The organism is Chryseobacterium limigenitum (genome assembly GCF_900114875.1).
GTDB lineage: Bacteria > Bacteroidota > Bacteroidia > Flavobacteriales > Weeksellaceae > Chryseobacterium > Chryseobacterium limigenitum.
The window spans coordinates 109798-129142 of sequence record NZ_FPKW01000001.1 but is presented as its reverse complement, the minus strand read 5'-3'; the positions used below and the strand labels follow the sequence as shown (position 1 = coordinate 129142).

The 19345-nt window shown below is 34.1% G+C and carries 20 protein-coding genes; all 20 read right to left on the bottom strand.

Features of this window, described 5'->3' with window-relative positions; genetic code table 11:
• Positions 1-18 precede the first annotated feature (18 nt).
• The 20 genes from BT156_RS00605 to BT156_RS00510 all read right to left on the bottom strand — a co-directional run bounded on the left by BT156_RS00605 (position 19) and on the right by BT156_RS00510 (position 19201).
• Entirely contained in the window at positions 19-1197 is a 1179-nt protein-coding gene (locus BT156_RS00605) for an acetyl-CoA C-acyltransferase (protein WP_072406196.1), read from the bottom strand.
• Positions 1198-1246: 49 nt separating this feature from the next.
• Entirely contained in the window at positions 1247-1696 is a 450-nt protein-coding gene (locus BT156_RS00600) for a hypothetical protein (RefSeq protein ID WP_072406194.1), read from the bottom strand.
• Positions 1697-1705: 9 nt separating this feature from the next.
• A complete protein-coding gene (locus BT156_RS00595; RefSeq protein ID WP_072406192.1) occupies positions 1706-2092 on the bottom strand; it encodes a hypothetical protein in 387 nt (128 codons plus the stop codon).
• A gap of 149 nt (positions 2093-2241) precedes the next feature.
• Positions 2242-3324: a hypothetical protein gene (locus BT156_RS00590; RefSeq protein ID WP_072406190.1), complete on the bottom strand. Its 1083-nt coding sequence runs from the start codon at positions 3322-3324 to the stop codon at positions 2242-2244.
• 81 nt (positions 3325-3405) lie between these two features.
• On the bottom strand, positions 3406-4116 hold the full coding sequence (locus BT156_RS00585; RefSeq protein ID WP_072406188.1) for a hypothetical protein: 711 nt from the start codon (positions 4114-4116) through the stop codon (positions 3406-3408).
• Positions 4082-4636, bottom strand: coding sequence for an RNA polymerase sigma factor (locus BT156_RS00580; protein ID WP_072406187.1), 555 nt, complete (start codon positions 4634-4636; stop codon positions 4082-4084). The genes BT156_RS00585 and BT156_RS00580 overlap by 35 nt, the downstream gene beginning before the upstream one ends.
• 114 nt (positions 4637-4750) lie before the next feature.
• Positions 4751-6133: a nucleoside permease gene (locus BT156_RS00575; protein WP_072406185.1), complete on the bottom strand. Its 1383-nt coding sequence runs from the start codon at positions 6131-6133 to the stop codon at positions 4751-4753.
• A gap of 21 nt (positions 6134-6154) precedes the next feature.
• Complete coding sequence (locus tag BT156_RS00570; protein WP_072406183.1) at positions 6155-6754, bottom strand: bifunctional nuclease family protein; 600 nt, start codon at positions 6752-6754, stop codon at positions 6155-6157.
• 179 nt (positions 6755-6933) lie between these two features.
• Positions 6934-7881, bottom strand: a complete 948-nt coding sequence (locus BT156_RS00565) for an electron transfer flavoprotein subunit alpha/FixB family protein (RefSeq protein WP_072406181.1) — start codon at positions 7879-7881, stop codon at positions 6934-6936.
• 89 nt (positions 7882-7970) lie between these two features.
• On the bottom strand, positions 7971-8717 hold the full coding sequence (locus BT156_RS00560; protein ID WP_072406179.1) for an electron transfer flavoprotein subunit beta/FixA family protein: 747 nt from the start codon (positions 8715-8717) through the stop codon (positions 7971-7973).
• A 151-nt stretch (positions 8718-8868) separates the two neighbouring features.
• Positions 8869-9576 carry an SDR family oxidoreductase gene (locus tag BT156_RS00555; protein WP_072406177.1) on the bottom strand — a complete coding sequence of 236 codons (708 nt, stop codon included), beginning with the start codon at positions 9574-9576 and terminating at the stop codon, positions 8869-8871.
• A gap of 81 nt (positions 9577-9657) precedes the next feature.
• Complete coding sequence (locus BT156_RS00550) at positions 9658-10470, bottom strand: T9SS-dependent choice-of-anchor J family protein (protein ID WP_170857255.1); 813 nt, start codon at positions 10468-10470, stop codon at positions 9658-9660.
• 392 nt (positions 10471-10862) lie between these two features.
• Positions 10863-12242, bottom strand: a complete 1380-nt coding sequence (locus BT156_RS00545) for a dipeptidase (protein WP_072406174.1) — start codon at positions 12240-12242, stop codon at positions 10863-10865.
• Between the two features lie 311 nt (positions 12243-12553).
• Positions 12554-13219, bottom strand: coding sequence for an OmpA family protein (locus tag BT156_RS00540; protein WP_072406172.1), 666 nt, complete (start codon positions 13217-13219; stop codon positions 12554-12556).
• A 55-nt stretch (positions 13220-13274) separates the two neighbouring features.
• The gene (locus BT156_RS00535) at positions 13275-14426 is read right to left on the bottom strand and encodes a class I SAM-dependent methyltransferase (RefSeq protein WP_072406170.1); all 1152 of its coding nucleotides are present in this window, start codon (positions 14424-14426) and stop codon (positions 13275-13277) included.
• A 118-nt stretch (positions 14427-14544) separates the two neighbouring features.
• Positions 14545-14985, bottom strand: coding sequence for a DinB family protein (locus BT156_RS00530; protein WP_072406168.1), 441 nt, complete (start codon positions 14983-14985; stop codon positions 14545-14547).
• Positions 14985-16148 carry a methylmalonyl-CoA mutase family protein gene (locus BT156_RS00525; protein WP_072406166.1) on the bottom strand — a complete coding sequence of 388 codons (1164 nt, stop codon included), beginning with the start codon at positions 16146-16148 and terminating at the stop codon, positions 14985-14987. The genes BT156_RS00530 and BT156_RS00525 overlap by 1 nt, the downstream gene beginning before the upstream one ends.
• 104 nt (positions 16149-16252) lie before the next feature.
• Entirely contained in the window at positions 16253-16609 is a 357-nt protein-coding gene (locus BT156_RS00520; RefSeq protein ID WP_072406164.1) for an FtsB family cell division protein, read from the bottom strand.
• Position 16610: 1 nt separating this feature from the next.
• Positions 16611-17225, bottom strand: coding sequence for a uridine kinase (gene udk / locus BT156_RS00515; RefSeq protein ID WP_072406162.1), 615 nt, complete (start codon positions 17223-17225; stop codon positions 16611-16613).
• A gap of 131 nt (positions 17226-17356) precedes the next feature.
• Positions 17357-19201, bottom strand: coding sequence for a T9SS type A sorting domain-containing protein (locus BT156_RS00510; protein WP_072406160.1), 1845 nt, complete (start codon positions 19199-19201; stop codon positions 17357-17359).
• Between the last annotated feature and the right edge of the window lie 144 nt (positions 19202-19345).

Below are 19345 nucleotides of genomic sequence, written 5' to 3'. Positions count from 1 at the left end.
AATATACTTTAAAAAGTATTATAAATTCTCAATAACAATTGCAGATGCACCACCGCCTCCATTACAGATCGCTGCAGCACCATATTTTGCATTGTTTTGCTTTAAAACATTAATCAAAGTAACAATAATTCTGGAACCTGAACTTCCAAGTGGATGTCCTAAAGCTACCGCCCCACCGTTCACGTTTACTTTAGCAGCATCTAATCCTAAAATTTTGTTGTTTGCCAAACCTACCACAGAGAAAGCTTCGTTAAATTCAAAGAAATCAATGTCTTCAAGCGTTAAACCAGCTTTTTTAAGAGCAATGGGTAAAGCTTTTGAAGGTGCTGTTGTAAAGTTTTCAGGCTCATGAGCAGCATCAGCATAAGAAACGATTCTAGCTAAAGGCTTAAGACCTAATTCTTCCATTTTTTCTTTAGAAACAAGGATCAATGCAGAAGCGCCGTCATTTAAAGTAGATGCATTGGCTGCAGTTACTGTTCCTTCTTCTTTTTTGAATACTGTTGGAAGTGTTGGAAGTCTGTCAAAATTTACTGCTTTATATTCTTCATCTTCAGCGAAAATAATAGGATCTCCTTTTCTTTGAGGAATAGAAACCGGAACAACTTCTTCAGCAAATTTCCCTTCGCTCCAAGCTTTTGCAGATCTTTTATAAGATTCTATCGCAAAATTATCCTGTTCTTCTCTTGTAATGCTATAGTCCGTTGCACATTTTTCAGCACAAACTCCCATATGAACTTTGTTGTAAACGTCTGTAAGACCGTCCAGAACCATTCCGTCCAACATTTTAACGTCTCCTAATTTTGTAGCATTTCTTGCATTGTAATAATGAGGAACTGAAGACATGTTTTCCATACCTCCTGCAACAATTACGTCTGCATCACCTGCTTTAATAGCCTGTGCAGCCATACTTACAGCTTTCATTCCTGAAGCACAAACTTTATTGATCGTTGTAGCGATCGTTTCATTTGAAAGTCCTGCTCCTAAAGCAACCTGGCGAGCCGGAGCCTGCCCTTCGCCCGCCTGTAATACGTTACCCATGTAGATTTCCTGAACGTTTTTAGGATCAAGGCTAATTTTATCTAATGCTCCTTTTACAGCAATCGATCCTAACTTGGTAGCAGGAACAGCTGATAAACTTCCTAAAAAACTACCCATTGGTGTTCTTACTGCGGAAACGATGAATACTTCTTTCATGTGTATATCTTTATTTTTTCTATTTTAAATTTTTCTTAACCCTTTTCGGTTATTTTGTTTTTGCCTTTATTAAGACCAAATCAAATTGATTGTTATCAACTTTAGACTGAATTTTAATGTAATTATCCATTGTTGCAATTACTTTATTACTAAAAACATCTCCTACTTTAATAGGATTGCTTTCTTGAGTTTTTTCAAGTACAATCAGTTTGTAATTACAGTCATCCACAAAAACCATACTTGATTTTATATGATCTTTTCCATCATTATAAAATTCAGTCTGAACATTATCTTTTACGGTCATATACCAAAGATTTTCGGGATAATTAATGCGTAAAAATGTTCCTTCCTTTATATTACTACACTTAGTAGGATTATCTACAGGCTTTTGCTGTACGGTTTCTTTTTTCTTGATATCATTAGTTGTTTTTTTCTGAGCATTAATCTGGGAAACACCCAAAAATAATACTGCAAGGGAAATTGTTTTTATGTACTTCATATCTGTGTGTTATTTAACTTTATTATTTTTTGCAAAAATCATTAGGAAAGCGCCTAAAAATTCAATTGCCCAACCCCACTTTAGTTTTACGACTCCGGCAAAAGTTTCTCTCCATGATTTAAACGGCAAAAAGCTGAAATAATCTAAAGACTGAACTTTAACAGCGATCAAACTTAGGATGAATAAAACGATTAAAAGAACCGCAAAACTTCTTACGATTTTCGCACTATTATTCACGATTCCGAAAAGAGCGCAGGCAGAAAGAATCCAACATGCAATGGCCAGAAAATGGTCTAGTTTCCAGTAATTCCAATTACCAATAACCGGAACATGGACCAAGGGTAAAAAACTCCCCACAACCACCAATAACAATCCTAATAACTGAATATTTTTCATAATTCTTAAAGTGCCAAAATACAAAAAAAAACACACTTTATATCAGTGTGTTTTAAAAACAAATTATTTGCATACAAACATTTGTTAGTATCAAAATAAATATTATAATTTTAGATATTTCACAACAAAAACATTATTTTATTATTTAATTAAAAATCAACATTCGCAATTTCAATGCCTATTTGTAAACCATATTTCTTCTTCAGCATGGCATCGTTATTAAATGCAGGGGTAAAATCTTTTTGAATAAACAAATTAAATCCACCATAACCCACACCCAATTTTCCACCAAAAATAAAATTGTTTACGCCTTGTTTTACTCTCTCTCTCTCCACAATTCTTCTGGAATCTTCATTTGAAAATCTGTTATAAATTGTACTGAACAATCTTGTACCGCCATAAACACCTGCCACAAGTGAAAACTGACTTTTCCTGTTGTCAAGATATTTCACGCCGTCTACAACCTTATATTGGGGATTTAATACAAATCTTACATCTAAGGGAATCATTATATAAGAGTTATTTAAGTAGGTAGTTTTCAAATCGCCTCTTGTGAAATCTTCGATAACAAGTTTTTGACTTTCCTGTGCGAAAACTTTACCATATTTAGGCGCAAATCTGTCTGAACGAAAGCCTAAACCGACACGATAGAAAAACGGACTTGTAAACCCTCCCAACTGATTTTCGTACCTCAACGTTGAATTTACAGAGTTAATGATCGTATTTTTCACATCAGAACCCTGATTAAAGAACTTAAAAGGTTCATCTTTTGAGGTAAGATTTGCTCCCGTTAAGCTCACTGAAAGTTGCCATGAATGCAGGTAATCTTTCATCGTTTTGTTCTTTTTGTTAAATTTCATCCTCATTCCGGATGTGCCCAGCTGCATCTCATTTTTAGTCCAAATTACACTGTCTTTTCTTCCTAAAACAGCATTTTTCACCATTTCTTTGGTTGCATTTTCCAGTTCTGACTGTTGTGCATCTACTTTTTCGTTGATACTTTTTTGATATTTTGAGACAATTTCGTCTCTTTGATTTTGCTTTTCTTCGGAAGAAATCTTCTTTTCTTTAAAGCTTTTATCAACTGCATCAAGTTCCACATCCATTTTTGATTTTTCGGAAACTACAATACTGTCGATCTTTTGGGAGTAAGATACCAATTGTGGATTTTCCTGAGCAAAGCTGTAAGAAAATGCCATTACGGCAGCCATCAGAGCAATTTTGGTTTTCATATTTTTAGATTAATTTTTAGACAATATTTTACTCCTGTTCGTTTTTATGAACAGTATATTCTTAGTTGAAATCTTAAAGATCTATTCAATATCCAGGCAGACGGAGAAGACGGTTACTCCTAATAATTTTAAAGAATTTGGACTTTTAAATTTAATTTTTGTAGCATCCAAGACGCCAAACTTTCCTTTTTCATCCTGATATTCTTCGCGGGTTTTATCGAATTCTCTTCCCAAAAGCAAATCCTCAGCTTTTATGTAATTGGCCTTTTTCCTTTCAGCGATTAAAGTTTTTTCAGGCTGATTTACTTCTTTGCTCACCAAGGTTTCAACAGGAGAATTTACAGTAATTGTTTTCTCCTCTTCTTTAGCTAAAGCATGATGATCTGAGTATGATGGTAAAGATTGTAGAACAAATTCTATTTTCTCTTCAGATTCAGATTCGGTTTCGTCTATTTTATTTTCATTAGAAGCAACTACATTATTTTCAGGCTGATCTATATTTGAATTAATAGTTTCGACTTCCGGTTTTAGTTGTTTCGGTTTTGTTGAATGATTAATTTTTGCAACAATATTATCTTTTTCAATATGATTTGAATTAAAATAAAACAAGCCTCCTACTGTAAATAAAAACAATATAACAGCTGCATATTTCAACAATTGAAAAGATCTTTTAGCAAGCGAATGAGGCGTTTTTTCTGTTTCCAGCTCTAATCTATCCCAAAGATCTGCGGAAGGCTTTATTTCGAGCTTTTCGTAATCAGATTTTAACTGTTTCAGTATTTCTTTTTTCATTTTCTTTTGCTTTTAAATAATCAGTAAGCCATTTTTTAGCTTTACTTAACTGGCTTTTGCTCGTTCCTTCCGAAATATTGAGAATCTCTGCAATTTCCTGATGCCTTTTCTCTTCAAATACATAAAGATTAAAAATCAATCTATATCCGGTTGGCATTTGAGAAAATATTTCTTCAATATTAATTCCATCAAGTTTATCTTCAAAATCATCATCCATGTAATCATCACCAATTTCTATATCAACGTACATGATATTTTTATTTTTCCGAACAAAACTTATTGAATCATTCACAACAATTTTCCTTAGCCAAAAAGGAAAACTTTTCCAGTCTCTGCATTCATCAAGTTTAGAAAAACACTTCATAAATGAATTGAGCAAAACATCTTCCGCATCATGAAGATTATTGGTGTAAGAATTTGCAATGGCGAGCATTTTAGCCGAAAACATTTCGTAAAGAGCTTTCTGCCCTTTCCGATCCTTCTTTTTAGCTAAAATAAAACTCTCTTCTAAATGCTTCATGTATCAGTTTCTATTTATAAGACGGCAAAAACTGTAAAAGGTTGCCTGAAAACAAAAAAATTGCACTTTTTTTTCAAAAGTGCAATTTAATATCTTAATAATCAATGAAATAAATTAATGCTTTACAACAGAAACGTCTTCAGGTTTATGTTCATGTCTGAATAAAATAGCAAACAAAACAGCTAAAACCAACGCATAAGCTGCAAAAGCCAGCCAAATATTTGTCCAGTCTCTTAGCATTACCGCAGAAGATAAAGTTCCATCTGCATTTACAGCTGAATTGAATGTATTTTTAAGAATCTCAAGAAAGGTAGGATTGTTCGGTGTTGTATCCAGATAAGTTGATAATTCAGTAGCATTTACAAATTTATGGGTGAAGAATTTATCAATTGCCCAACCTGCAATATTACTTCCGAAATACGCTCCGAAACCATTTGTCATCATCATAAATAAACCCTGCGCAGAAGAACGAATTTTTTTATCTGTCGTCGTTTCAACGAAAAGTGATCCCGAAATATTAAAGAAATCGAAAGCCATCCCGTAAACAATACAAGATAAAACGATTAATGATACACCATATCCTTCCGGAGTTCCATATGCGAAAAATCCGAATCTTAATACCCAGGCAAACATTGAAATCAACATTACTTTTTTGATTCCGTATCTCTTTAAAAAGAAAGGAATCGCCAAAATAAATAACGTCTCAGAAACCTGAGAAATAGACATTACAATGGTGGATCTCTGAACTACAAAAGAATCTGCATATTTTGGAAAATGAGAAAACTCACTCAAAAATACGTCTCCATAAGCATTTGTTAACTGCAATGCAGCTCCCAAAAGCATAGAGAAGCCAAAGAATAAAGCCATTTTGTAATTAGCAAACAGCTTAAATGCATTCAGACCTAATTGTTCAAATATAGATGTACTTTTATCTATTAATTTCTGTGGCGGACATTTCGGTAAAGTCAATGCGTAAATTCCCAAAATAATGGCTGCAATTCCTCCAATATAAAATTGTCCTTCTGTGGCCTTATTTCCTGTAAGATTGGTAACCCACATAGCCACAATAAAACCAATTGTACCCCAAACACGGATCGGGGGGAAATCTTTAACAACATCCAGATTGCTATTCTTCAAAACAGTATAAGAAATAGAGTTTGCAAGAGCGATTGTCGGCATATAAAAACACATCGCAACAAGCATTATCAAGTAAAAAGAACTGGGAGTCTCTGTATGTGGTAAAATAAAAAGTGTAATCCCGTAAAGGATTTGTAAAACGGAAAAAATTCGTTCTGCATTCACCCATCTGTCGGCAATAATTCCCGTAAGGGTCGGCATAAAAATAGAAGCGATTCCCATTGTTCCGAAAACAGCCCCAAACTGCGTTCCGTCCCAATGTTTTGTACCGAACCAGAAATTAGCCATCGTAATTAGCCATGCTCCCCAGACAAAAAACTGCAGAAAGCTAAGGATGGTAAGTCGTAGTTTTAAATTCATAGTTAGTGTAAAATATCTCTTTTAGTCAATTTTCTTTTTCCTTCTTTTGATCTCCTCCTGGATCTCCAAAGCGGTGTCATAATCTTCTTCTTTTACGGCTTCATCCAATAATTTCTGAAGCTCCTCCATAGAAAGAGATATTAAGTTGTCTTCCGACTGAACGGTTTCAGAAAATGGCTGTTCTTCTTTAGCCACATCTTCAAGTTCAAGAAGAATTCCTGCTTCATTTAAAACTTGTTGAGTGGTAAAAATAGGAGCATCAAATCTTACTGCCATTGCAACAGCATCAGAAGTTCTGGCATCAAGAATCAATTCTTCATCATTAACTTTATTTTTAAAATTAATATTTGAAAAGAAAACGCCGTCTACGATCTGATAAATGATCACAGAGATCAATTCATAATTAGTAGAAACTATAAATTTGGTGAATAAATCGTGTGTAAGAGGACGAGGCGGATGTATGTCTTTCTCCAGACCAAGAGAAATGGATTGTGCCTCGAAATTTCCTATAACAACAGGTAATTTTATGTGTGTTTCTTCATGTTCCAATAACAAAGCGTACGCCCCTGATTGGGTCTGGCTGTACGATATTCCGCGAATAATTAGCTGTTTATAATCCATAACTACAAATATAAATTAATTTTTTATTGTAGGATTTACTTTTTAGACAAAAATAAAAGCCCGGAAGCCGAGCTTTTATTGTATTTATTTGAATGTGAATAGTCAAATGTCAATTCACTTCGTTGTCAATTTTAAAAATTCACTATTGACTTGCGAAGCAAAATTCACCATTCACTTTCTTATCCTTTGATTGCTTTAATCTTTTCAGTTAATGCAGGAATAATCTGGAAAGCATCTCCTACTACACCGTAATCAGCTGATTTGAAGAACGGAGCTTCAGGATCACTGTTGATTACAACGATAGTTTTAGAAGAGTTAACTCCAGCTAAATGCTGAATAGCTCCCGAAATACCAACTGCAATGTAAAGATTAGGTGAAATTGCTTTACCAGTCTGTCCAACGTGTTCTGTGTGAGGTCTCCAACCGATGTCGGAAACTGGCTTAGAACAAGCTGTAGCAGCGCCTAAAACGTTTGCTAATTCTTCGATCATTCCCCAGTTTTCAGGACCTTTCATACCTCTACCTGCAGAAACTACAACTTCAGCTTCTTTAAGATCTAGTTTTCCAGAACTTTGCTCGTGAGAGATCACTTTAGTATCTTCGTTTGCTACTGATAAGTTTTTCACTTCTTCAGAACCTGATACTGCATTTTCTTTAACACCGAAAGCATTTTGAGAAACTGTAATAATTACTCCTGTTCCTTCTGCTTTTGCATGCATGAATCCTTTTCCAGAGAAAGCTCTTCTTTTCACCTGAAATGGAGAAAGACTTTCTGGAGCATCCAAAACATTGGTAATTAACGAATGTCCATTCATTACTGCCAGCATTGGAGCAACTGAAGAGGCATCTGTAGTATGAGGGAAAACGATGATGTTTCCGTTTGCAACTTCACTTACAGCCTGAGCATATGCTTTAGCTGAGAAGCTTTTAAGACCTTCGTCTTTAATATTGATAACATTTGATGCTCCATATTTATATAATAAATCTGAAGAATCTGTAGGGTTTACAGAGATCGCTGTAACGGTATCTCCAGCCTGATCTGCAACAGCTTTAGCATAAGAAACCGCCTCAAAAGCCGCTTTCTTGTAAACTCCGTTTATATTTTCTGCGTATACGAATACTGCCATTTTTTTTAAATTAAAAGATTAAAAAATTTAATGATTATAAAGATTAAAGTGGATTAAACTTCCGCCTTCTGACCTCCAGCTTACAGCTTTTAGATAACTTTAGCTTCTTCGTGAAGTAATCTTACCAACTCATCTAAATTATCAGGAGAAACGATCTTTACAGCAGCTCTTGGAGGAACACTGTCATAAGAAACTCCCTGAACTTTCACTTCTGAAGAAGTAGGCTCTACAACCTGCAAAGGCTTAGTTCTTGCAGACATAATCCCTCTCATGTTTGGAATGATCAGATCTTTTTCATCTACTAATCCTTTCTGACCAGCAATTACAGCAGGTAACTTCACAGAAATAGTTTCTTTACCTCCTTCAATTTCTCTTACTGCAGTAGCTTCAGCTCCGTTTACGTCTAAACCTACAGATGCATTTACGAAAGGCTGATTCAACAACTGAGCAACCATTCCCGGAACAGAACCACCATTATAATCGATAGATTCTTTACCGCAAAGGATTAAATCATAACCCCCATTTTGAGCAACAGCAGCAATTTCTTTAGCTGTTGAGAAGCTGTCTTTTGGATCAAGATTTACTCTTACCGCATCATTTGCACCGATTGCCAAAGCTTTTCTGATTACCGGTTCCGTAGTAGTATCTCCTACATTGATCACTGTTACAGTAGCTCCTTGAGACTCCTGAAGTTTAACCGCTTTTGTCAACGCAAATTCGTCTAATGGATTGATAACCCACTGAATACCATTTTTGTCGAATGCAGATTTATCTGCTGTGAAGTTAATTTTGGAAGTAGTATCCGGAACACTACTAATACAAACTAATATTTTCATGTGTACTATTTTATTGTTTCCCTTTTTTACAGCATAAAACTTGGCGCTTTATGCAGAGATTTTGTTTTAATTAATTTTTGCTAATATAAATAAAAAATATATTATGCATGCATAATACTTATTAATTTATTATTCAAAGCATTAGATGTATTTACTTGGCTGGTTTTGTTGCCCTAAACTCTATCTTGCTAGGTAAAACGCGTGGATTCATTTTTAAAATATCCAAAACAAGATTTCCCATATCATCGGGCTGGATTTTCCATTCGTCTTTTTCGGAAGGTATATTTCCGTTGAAATTTGTAGCTACGGAACCCGGCATTATTACGGTTGATTTGATATTATATTTTCTTAGATCAATCATTGCAGCCTGAGTAAAGCCAACGACACCGAATTTTGACGCATTGTAACCTGTTCCGCTTTCGAAGAAATTGGCTCCAGCCAAGCTTGAGATGGTAATATAATAGCCTTCAGACTTCTTTAATTCTTCAACAGAGGCTTTTAATGTGTAGAAAACTCCTGTAAGATTGGTTTCTATCATGTCGTTCCATTCTTCGGCAGATAATTCGTCAACCGGTTTGAAGATTCCTAATCCTGCGTTAGCGACCACAAAATCCAGTCTTCCGAATTTTTCAACTATTTGTTTTACAGCTTCTTCTTCATTTTCAAGAAGTTTTACATCAGAAACAATCCCTAAAACATTTTCAGAATATTTTTTTAATTCCTGCTCCGCTTTTTCTACATCTTCTTTTTTTCTTCCCGAAAACGCTACCGAAATACCGTTTTCAAGTAAAATTTTTGCGATACCGAAACCTATACCTTTGGTTCCGCCTGTTATATATGCAACTTTATTTTCTAACATAAAATTCTGGATTTAAGTTCTTAAAAATAACAAAAACGCCCCAAACGGAGCATTTAATAAACCTAAGATTTATCATTAAAATTATTTCCTGATAAATTTCTCTGTCTTTATACCGTCTTTCGTTCCGATCTTTAACACATAATTTCCGGATTGAAGACTTCTTACATCAATTTTATTATCATTTAATTCTATACTTAATTTTCTTCCTGCACCATCAAAAATTTCAACTTTATCTATTTTTGATTTTGATTTAATTGTTAAGAAATCTGTTGCGGGATTTGGGTAAATACCAATTTCATTTTTATCAGAAACTTCTGAAGTTCCTAAAGTACCCTGGGTTATTTTTACATTATCCAATACAGCTATTGCTCTGTAAAGTTTGCTGGTCTGTCTGAAATATAGTTTCACATTCTGGCCCGCATAGGCAGAAAGATTTACAGTTCTTGGCAAAGCAATATCCCCTACAGAAAATGTTTCCTCAAAAACCGGGATTTCTGTTCCTGTAAAAATACTGGATGCAGGCAATACATACACCGCATAATAATTGTCAATTGCCAAAAAACCATTATAAGTCCAAGCACCGATAAGATAAGACAATGATAAAGAGCCACTTGCAGGCAGGCTGATCGCAGGGGATATCAAAAGATTATTAGAATCGTTTGTTTGAAAGATTGCCACAGCAGTATTTCCCGAAAATCCCATAGGATTGGTATCATATGTACTGTCACCTGCTGCCCACGAGGTTCCATTTCCATCAATGTCTACCTTTGACCAGCTCGTAGGCAGATTAGGCTCAATTACAGATTCAAAAGTTTCATTAAAAATTGTGGTTTGTGCATTAATCAGTAAAGCAGTGCTTATTAATGCTGTAAAAAGTAGAAATTTTCTTTTCATAAGATTCATTTTTTAAGATTATTATTTAGATTATAAAAAATTCCAGAGCGACATGATCAAACCAAAGAGGTTTTATCTTATCACATTTATAAAATTATGTGTTAGAAAAGTAAAAACAAATATTTAATTCAAGAAAACATGAATTATGGCAATAAATAATGAAAAAATAATACTATTCTTTAATAATTTTCTTTATTTTTAATATTTTCATAAAAAATAAAGAAGTTATCCGGGAAGCCAGCTTAATGTAACAATGTACCAGACTAGCAATGTGTCAATAGAAAAATATATTGTTTTTTTTTAATTATTGAAAATTGAGACAACAAAAAAAGCTAACCATTTCGGTCAGCCTTTTTTAGAGTCAGATTTATAATAATTTATCCTATTATTTTTTATTTTGAATAATTTTCAAAAAATAACGGAATACTTTCAATCCCTTTATAGAAATTGAATAATCCGTAATGCTCGTTTGGAGAATGGATCGCATCAGAATCTAATCCGAATCCCATCAACACAGATTTAGCTCCCAAAACCTGCTCAAACATTGCTGTAATTGGAATACTTCCTCCACCTCTGTACGGAAGAACTTCTTTTCCAAATGATGATTCCATTGCTTTTTTTGCCGCTGCAAATTCTTTGGTATCAGTTGGTAAAACATAAGGCATTCCTCCATGATGCGGAGTTACTTTTACTCTTACATTATCCGGAGCGATTTTATTGAAATATTTCGTGAATTTTTCTGTGATTTCTTCCGGAGTTTGGTAAGGAACCAAACGCATTGAGATTTTAGCAGAAGCTTTTGAAGGGATAACTGTTTTTGCACCTTCTCCCGTGTAACCACCCCAAATTCCGTTGCAGTCTAATGTAGGACGGATAGAAGTTCTTTCCAATATGGTATAGCCTTTTTCGCCTTCTACGCCTTCTAATCCGATCGATTTTTTAAATTCTTCAGGATTATCCTTCAATTTATTCATATCAGCTCTGTCTTCGTCTGAAACGTCTTCTACATTGTCATAAAAACCGTCAATCATGATCTGTCCGTCTTCGTCGATCAATTTAGCGATCATTCTAGAAAGTACGTGAATCGGGTTGGGAACCGCTCCTCCGTAAAGTCCTGAGTGCAGATCTCTGTTTGGGCCTTCAATTTCAACTTCAACATAGCTTAAACCTCTTAAACCTGTTGTAACAGTCGGTTGTTCGTTGCTATAAATATGAGTATCCGAAATTAAAATACAGTCGCAAGATAATTTTTCTTTGTTTTCGTTTACGAAATCTCCTAAGCTCACAGAACCTACTTCCTCCTCACCTTCTAAAATAAATTTAACATTACAAGGAAGAGAATTTGTTTTCATCATGGCTTCAAAAGCCTTTAAATGCATGAAAAACTGCCCTTTATCATCTGCAGAACCTCTTGCGAAGATTGCTCCGTCCGGGTGAAGTTCTGTTTTCTCGATATAAGGCTCGAACGGTGGTTTTGTCCAAAGTTCCAGCGGATCAGCAGGCTGAACATCATAATGTCCGTAAACTAAAACTGTTGGCAAGTTTTTATCTAAAATTTTCTGTCCAAAAACGATAGGATAGCCTTTTGTCTGGCATATTTCAACATTATCCGCACCAGCATTTTTAAGGTGTTCTGCAACAACTTCCGCGCATTTCAATACGTCATCTTTATACGCAGGATCAGCAGAAATAGAAGGAATTCTCAGTAACTCAAATAATTCATCTACGAAACGCTGTTTGTTTTCGTTAATGTAATTTAATGTCTCTTGCATTGTAAAAATTTGTTTTGCTAAAAGTAAAAAAAATGCCCTGCAGGAGCAAACAAAAACAGATAATTTTCCTCAGGTTTATTATTATACTGATTTATTAAGCCTGATTACCATTATTTTGGTGTGATAAATTGAAGAAACGACTACAGTCCTAGCCCCGATTGCAGCATTTGTCTGAGCTCATTTTCAGAGTTTCGGCGGCGGCTTTGCCGCCGCCGAAACTCTGAAAATAGCGAGTGCGGAAAGCGGGATAAGCTTCAAAAAAAATGTCCCGCATTTCTGCAGGACATTCATATTTTCTTTATTATAAATTACTATTTTGTAAATCTAACAGCCATTTTTCTGTCAGAAGCTCTCTCAGCATCAGACGCCTTTGCATCTACATGTGCAAACTGGCTTCCGTACCCTTCAGCAGATATAATTTGTCCGGTAACACCAGATTTAGAAAGCTCACCTTTGATAAAATTAGCTCTATCCTGAGATAATTTTAAGTTTTTAGCTTCATCACCTGTTTTATCTGTGTACCCTCCTATTTTAATTTTTGCATCCGGATAAGCCTTTAAAATTTTAGCTAAATTATCCAATTGCTCATGAGAACCCGCTTCCAATTGATTGGCAGATCCTGTTTTGAAATTTACATTATCAAAATTGTACCAAGTATTTTTCAATCCATCTTCGGTAGCTGATGCGTACTGTCCAGACTTTAGATATTTAATTATGCTATCTTCCATTCCGTTAGCAAAACCTTTTAGCGCTGTACCATTCAAATCAATAGAAACCTGAGCTTTCTTTTCAGCATGTTTAGAACCATGACCAGCTGCTGCCTCATGCCCATGACCTTCACCACCTCCCTGGTGATCATCAGAATATCTTTCCGTACCTTCTTCAAGTTTAATGATATTCTTATTTCCTCCAGCTTGTATTTTTTTACAGCTTACAGCTACAGTTGCAATAGCTAAACATATAATTAATTTTCTCATGCCTAAATTTTTGATTGCCCAAAATTAAGAAATCTTGCTTTTTTCGGCAACATTTTTATATTGATTTTAAAATAATTTTACCTTTTTTGGATTGTGTAAAAATAAGGTAGCTTTCACCGCCGTCTTTTAGTCCGTATTTCTTTTTGAGTTCTTCCGGTTTTAGCGGATAGTTTTTTGAGATGATATTAAATTGCTCTTTCTTCTTAACTTCCTTACTATCAATAACTTTCATTTCAAAAATTCTTCCCGGAAAATCATTTATTTTTTCATCAGAAGTATAGAAATGACTATTCGGATGAAGCTTTTTTAGCTTAAATTTTTCTGAGATCAAATTAAAAATTCCAGCCTTTAAAATTGAATTATTTGGAATATAAATGAAATTTTCGGGCTCAGAATATTCAGAATGAGCATTTTCTTCATCTCCAAACAGATATTCAAAGTCAGATTCTTCGCTTTCTAAGTTCACACATTTGCAAATAATCTTTCCTGAATTTTCATTTGATAAGAAAACGACCACTTCTTTTACATCATTTTTTAAAGCGATGATTTCAATTCTGAAAATATTCGGCAATACAGAAACTAAATATTTCAAATCGATCAATGGAGATAATTTTATGACCACTTCATTTGAAATTGACAGCAATTTTTTCTGGATTTCTAAGATATTTGGTGAAAGATCTTCCAATAAGAAGACTTTGTTTTTATTATTATCTCTTCTAGCAGGATCTAAATAAATAACATCAAAATTTTCTTTATTTTCAATAATAAAATCTTCTAATTTTTGGTTGATGAATTTCGCTTTCTTTTCTAAAACGTTCCAATTGTGTTCTACAATCTCCAAAAGATCAGGATTTTGTTCAACAAGCGTGACATCATCAAAGTTTTGAGATAGATAATAAGCATCGATGCCGAAACCACTTGTTAGATCAATGAATTTCTTACCTTTTAAAATTTCAGATTTATATAAAGCTGTTTTTTCTGAGGATGACTGCTCCAAATTAAGCTGTGGTGGGAAAATAATTCCTTCTTTTAATAAAAACGGGAATTTTCTCTGTGCGACTTGTTTTCCTTTGATTTGTTGAACAATTTCCTGTATGGAAACTTCAGGAAATGGAGATTTTTTTAATAGTAATGAATGCAAATCTGTGGTTAGATTTGCATTGATGTAGTTTTGGACTTCTTTGTTTAATATCTTTTTATTCCCCACAGATTCGTAAGATTCTTTGATGGAGATGCTTCGACTTCGCTCAGCATGACATCTCTAATACTAAACGTCATTTTTTAGCGTTGTCATGCTGAGCGAAGTCGAAGTATCTATTTAAAATTTATCTTTTATAAAAAATATAATCCGTCAATAAAGGCTCAATTCCGGTTTGTTTTAATAAAGAATTGATTTGTCCCCGGTGATATGTTGAATGATTGATCACCTGAAAAAGCATTTCAAAAATACTGTTTTCAAACTTTGTCCCTTTTGAATTTTGGTATTCAATTTTTTGGTCAAAATCTGAATTTTCAACAATTTGGATACTGTTTTGAAAGTTTTGATGATTAATCTCCTGCAAATTTTCAAAAGGATTAATCTGCCAAACCTCAAAAGCTTTTTCACCTGAAATTCTTGAATTCCAGACTTGTTGAGCGTTTAAAGTATGATTGATCAAACTGATTGTCTTATCATCAATCTTCGAGATATTTTCTGAAATAATTTTAATCATTTCGCAGTTGAAATGATAAGTATATTCAAATAAATCGATCAGTTTTTCTTTCATTATTCAAACATTTCAGCCCAACGAACGGCTTTTATTTCTTTTTCGTTATATAATTCAGCAACAGACTTTTTAACGTCTAATTTTGGATATAAATTAACTCCAATTATTTTTATTTTACCTTCTTCAACCCATTTTTGCTCTTCAACAGCCTGATCGTAGATCTTTTTCTGAATAGTTCCCTGTTTTAAAAGCTCTAAATAGCCACCGGCTTCTTCAATCTCAACAAAAAATGCCCAAGATTTTTCTGCAATTTGCTGGGTAATATCTTCAACATAATAACTTCCGTTAGATGCATCTTCAAAAACATTAATGATACTTTCGTAAGCTAAAACAATTTGTTGTTTGAAAGATATTTCTTCAGAATTTTCCGTGCTTTTTTCAACAGCATAATTCGTGCTATAGACTGCATCTGCTCCACCGATCATTGCAGAAGCAAGCTCCAATGTAGAACGGATAAGGTTGTTTTCGCTGTCTACAATTGCTTTATTTCTCAATGAAGTTTCTACAAAAATGTAAGGAATTTCATCTAATCCGTATTCTTTGGAAAATTGATTAAAGATCAATTTAAAAGCTCTTAACTTTGCTGTTTCGAAGAAATAATTTCCTCCCACAGCTATTTTGAAGATTAATTTATTTAAGATTTCCTGTCCGTAAACTTCTACAAGCTCTTTTGCTTTTGCCAAAGCAATACCTAACTGCTGGTAGATGGCGGCTCCGGCATTTTGATGAAGAGAAATATCAACACAAATATTTCTTTTGAAATCTTTGGCCAATAATTCTTTAGCCAGCTGATCATCAATAACTCCATTTTTTTCATCAAAAATATCAATCAACGAAAAATACTGATCGTTATCTGCGGGACTGATATGTTCCGCTAAATCTTTATTATTAATGAAAATTGTTTTCTCCTCAAGATTTTCAACATTATGATCTAATATAAACGCGAAAACATCATCTTCTAAGCTTTCATGATACTTTGCCACCAAATGAGTGCTTTCCTCAACTTTTGGAAGGTTTACTAAAGGTTTATGAACCGAATTATAGAAAGGCTTCACATCAATTCCTTCTAAATTTTCTTTTTTAAGGATGGTGTAAATATCTTCTGTTTTAAGCTGCTTCTTTACTAAATTTTCCCAGTTTGGAAAAGTCTCTGTATTTGACATTGATTATGGATTATTTGTGAAATGTTAATGGTGAATTTTGCTTTGCAAGTGAATTTTTTAATTGACAAGCCAAGCGAATTGACTGTTCACCATTCACTTTTAAATTATTTTTTAGCAACATTTGTGCTGTCGACAACCAGAATAAAAATCTCTTCATTCGGTTTTTTCATAAAATAATTTTCTCTTGCGTATTTTTCTTTTTCCGATTTATTGTTCATTAGTTTCTTATAAAACGTATCATTTTTTTCATATTCCGTTTTATAATATTCTAATTGTTCTTCATATTTATTGATCTCGCCATTGAGTTCATTAATAACAAGAAATGAAGTTTTATCAAAGAAAACCATCCAAACCAAGAACAGGCAGATCGTAAGTACATATTTATTTAAAACATAATTTTTAATAAATATGAATGTCTCCGACTTTGGTTTAATTTCTTTAATAAGTTTATTTTCTTCCATTTTAGTGTTTTCTTAACGAGTTTTTGATGACGGTAGTCAGAAAATCAATCGCTACGGAATTTTGCTTCATGTTCGGGATAATAAGATCTGCTTCATTTTTTGAAGGCTCAATAAATTCCTGATGCATCGGCTTTAAAGTAGTCTGGTAACGGTGTAAAACCTCGCTCAGATCTCTTCCCCTCTCCTGTGTATCTCTCCTGATCCTCCTGATCAGCCTTTCATCAGAATCTGCATGAACAAATACCTTCAGATCAAACTCCTTCAATAATTCTTTATTCGTAAGTACCAGAATTCCTTCTACGACCAATACATTTTTAGGTTCTACAGTTACGTGATCTCCGGTTCTGGAATGCGTCACAAAGCTGTAAATAGGCTGTTCTATTGGCTCATTATTCTTTAAAGCTTTTACGTGTTTCAGCATCAATTCAAAATCTATCGACTTTGGATGATCATAATTTAAGGCTTCTCTTTCTGTAAGCGTTAAATTATGGTTATCATGATAATAATTATCCTGAGAAAGGATGTTCATTCCTTCGATATCAAGCTGTTGAAGTATCTTATCTACAACTGTAGTTTTGCCGGATCCTGTACCTCCCGCAATTCCTATTACAAGCATTCTTTTAGTTTCTATATAGTTTTTACAAATATACTATTTTAGTTGAATGCAAATAAAATAATGGGTATGGAATTTATCCAATAAAAAAATCCGATGCGTAAACACCGGATTTTAAGTCAACTTTTTATGTCTTATTTTTTGATAAATTTAGTAGATAATTCTATTCCTTTTATATTTAAAATATAGTCTCCTGTCTGAAGATGAGAAACATTGATTGTATTTTTACCATTATTAATGGTAGTTTCCAACACTTTTCTTCCTTCCATATTGTAAATTTCCACTTTTTCCTCTTTGTTTACTTTCAATGAAATATTCAATATATCAGTAACAGGGTTTGGATAAACAGCAATTATTTCCTTTTTAGAAACATCATCAACACTTAACTGGCAATTGTAAGCCGGCAAAACATATCCAGCAGCAGTAAATTCTTGCGTCATTATAGTAATATCTCCACAAGTATATCCGAAAGTTCCCAACATATCAATAGCAGCCTGTCTTACAGCGATAGCCGCATTTTGCTGATTTGTACTTGAATCTGTCATGGATAATCCTTCTAAAAAGGCTCTGTCGGTTTTTGCTTTCCCGATTTTATCATATATTCTCATCAATGCAGAAGCCCAGATTTGACCTCTTGTATGAATCGCTCCTGATCCCGGATACAAAACAGTGTAATTTGTGATTCTTCCTGACCAATATTCATTGTGACCATCCCAGCTGAACATCCAGTTATAGGCTGGTGCTGATGAAGGCCACTGATTTAAACTTCTGCTGTACGACTGCGCCCAGTAATCTCCGCAACCTTCGCTTAATCCCTGAACCTGAGATAAACTTCCGTTGGTTAGCCAATCGTGGATTCCGTGTCCTAATTCATGCAAAACAACATCTGCATCTTCAGCATCATCCACACCTCCTTCTCCGAAAACCAACATTCCATTACTGTAATAAGAATTATCATCTCCGTCCAATCCATGCGGATCGTACCATAATATTCCAGCATTAGTTAATGGTATACAGGCAATATTTAATGTTTGATTGATGTAACGCAAGCTGTTATCAACATGCCAATATGCATTTACTGCTTCAAATGCCTGATCATTTCTATTAAATAAGAATTGATTGGTTGCCTGGGTAAAAAGTCCTGTAGAAGGTGTTTCCAGGTCTTTGATCTCTGCATATGACCCTTTTAATTTATAAACGCCACCTGTGAAATCCAATTCTGGGATTGTAACTAAAGTTCTTGCTGCATCTAAACTCGCATTGGTAGCATCATTGTTATCAACATACTGACCTGCATAGGCAACCTGCATTTTAGAAAGCGGATCTGGATTGAAAATATATCCTGAACCAGATACTAAAACTTTTTTAGTGTTTATTTCTTTTTTTTGATTTTTTTTTGCTGGTTTTGGCGCTTCATTTTTATCGTGATGATAATTTGCAATATCTTTTACGCTCAGTACGTTTCCGTTTTGTGCGTCTATGATTGTTTCCCAGCTTCCAGGATTATCGTGAGAGTTGGTAAGAACTCTGTAAACCAGTTTAGTTTCCCCGCTTTCTGTAAGATAGACTAATAATTTATTTTCTTCAAAGGTAATTTCTCCTTTAGTTTTTGATGCTGTATGAGCCTTCTGAAGAGCTTCCGACGCAGCCAAAGAAGGATTTGTACTGATATCTTTAATATCTTTTTTAAAGCTGTCTGTAGAAGTATACGTTATTTTTCCGTCTTTGTTAAAATGTAATACGATTTCTGATTGGAAAACCGGTACATCTTTAATCATCTGCTGAAAACGCAATGTTTCCCCTGCACTTCCTTTCTTAACGAAATTTAATTTAAGCTGACTAAAATTTTGGATCCCCAAACTTCTGGAATTTTCACTAAGCCACCTTTTAGCCGGAGCTTCCAAAGACGATTCCTGCGCCGCTAATGCTGAGCAGGAAAGTACACAGCCCAGAATTAAAGAGTTAATTTTCAATTTCATGTGATTTTTTTAATGTTATTTAGCTAAAATAAAAAATATTATCGAAATATTAATAATTCTTGACAATAATTATTAAAAAATCATTAAAAAATCACAAAAATGCAAATGTGCAATAAAAAAAGCTCTAACAACTGTCAGAGCTTT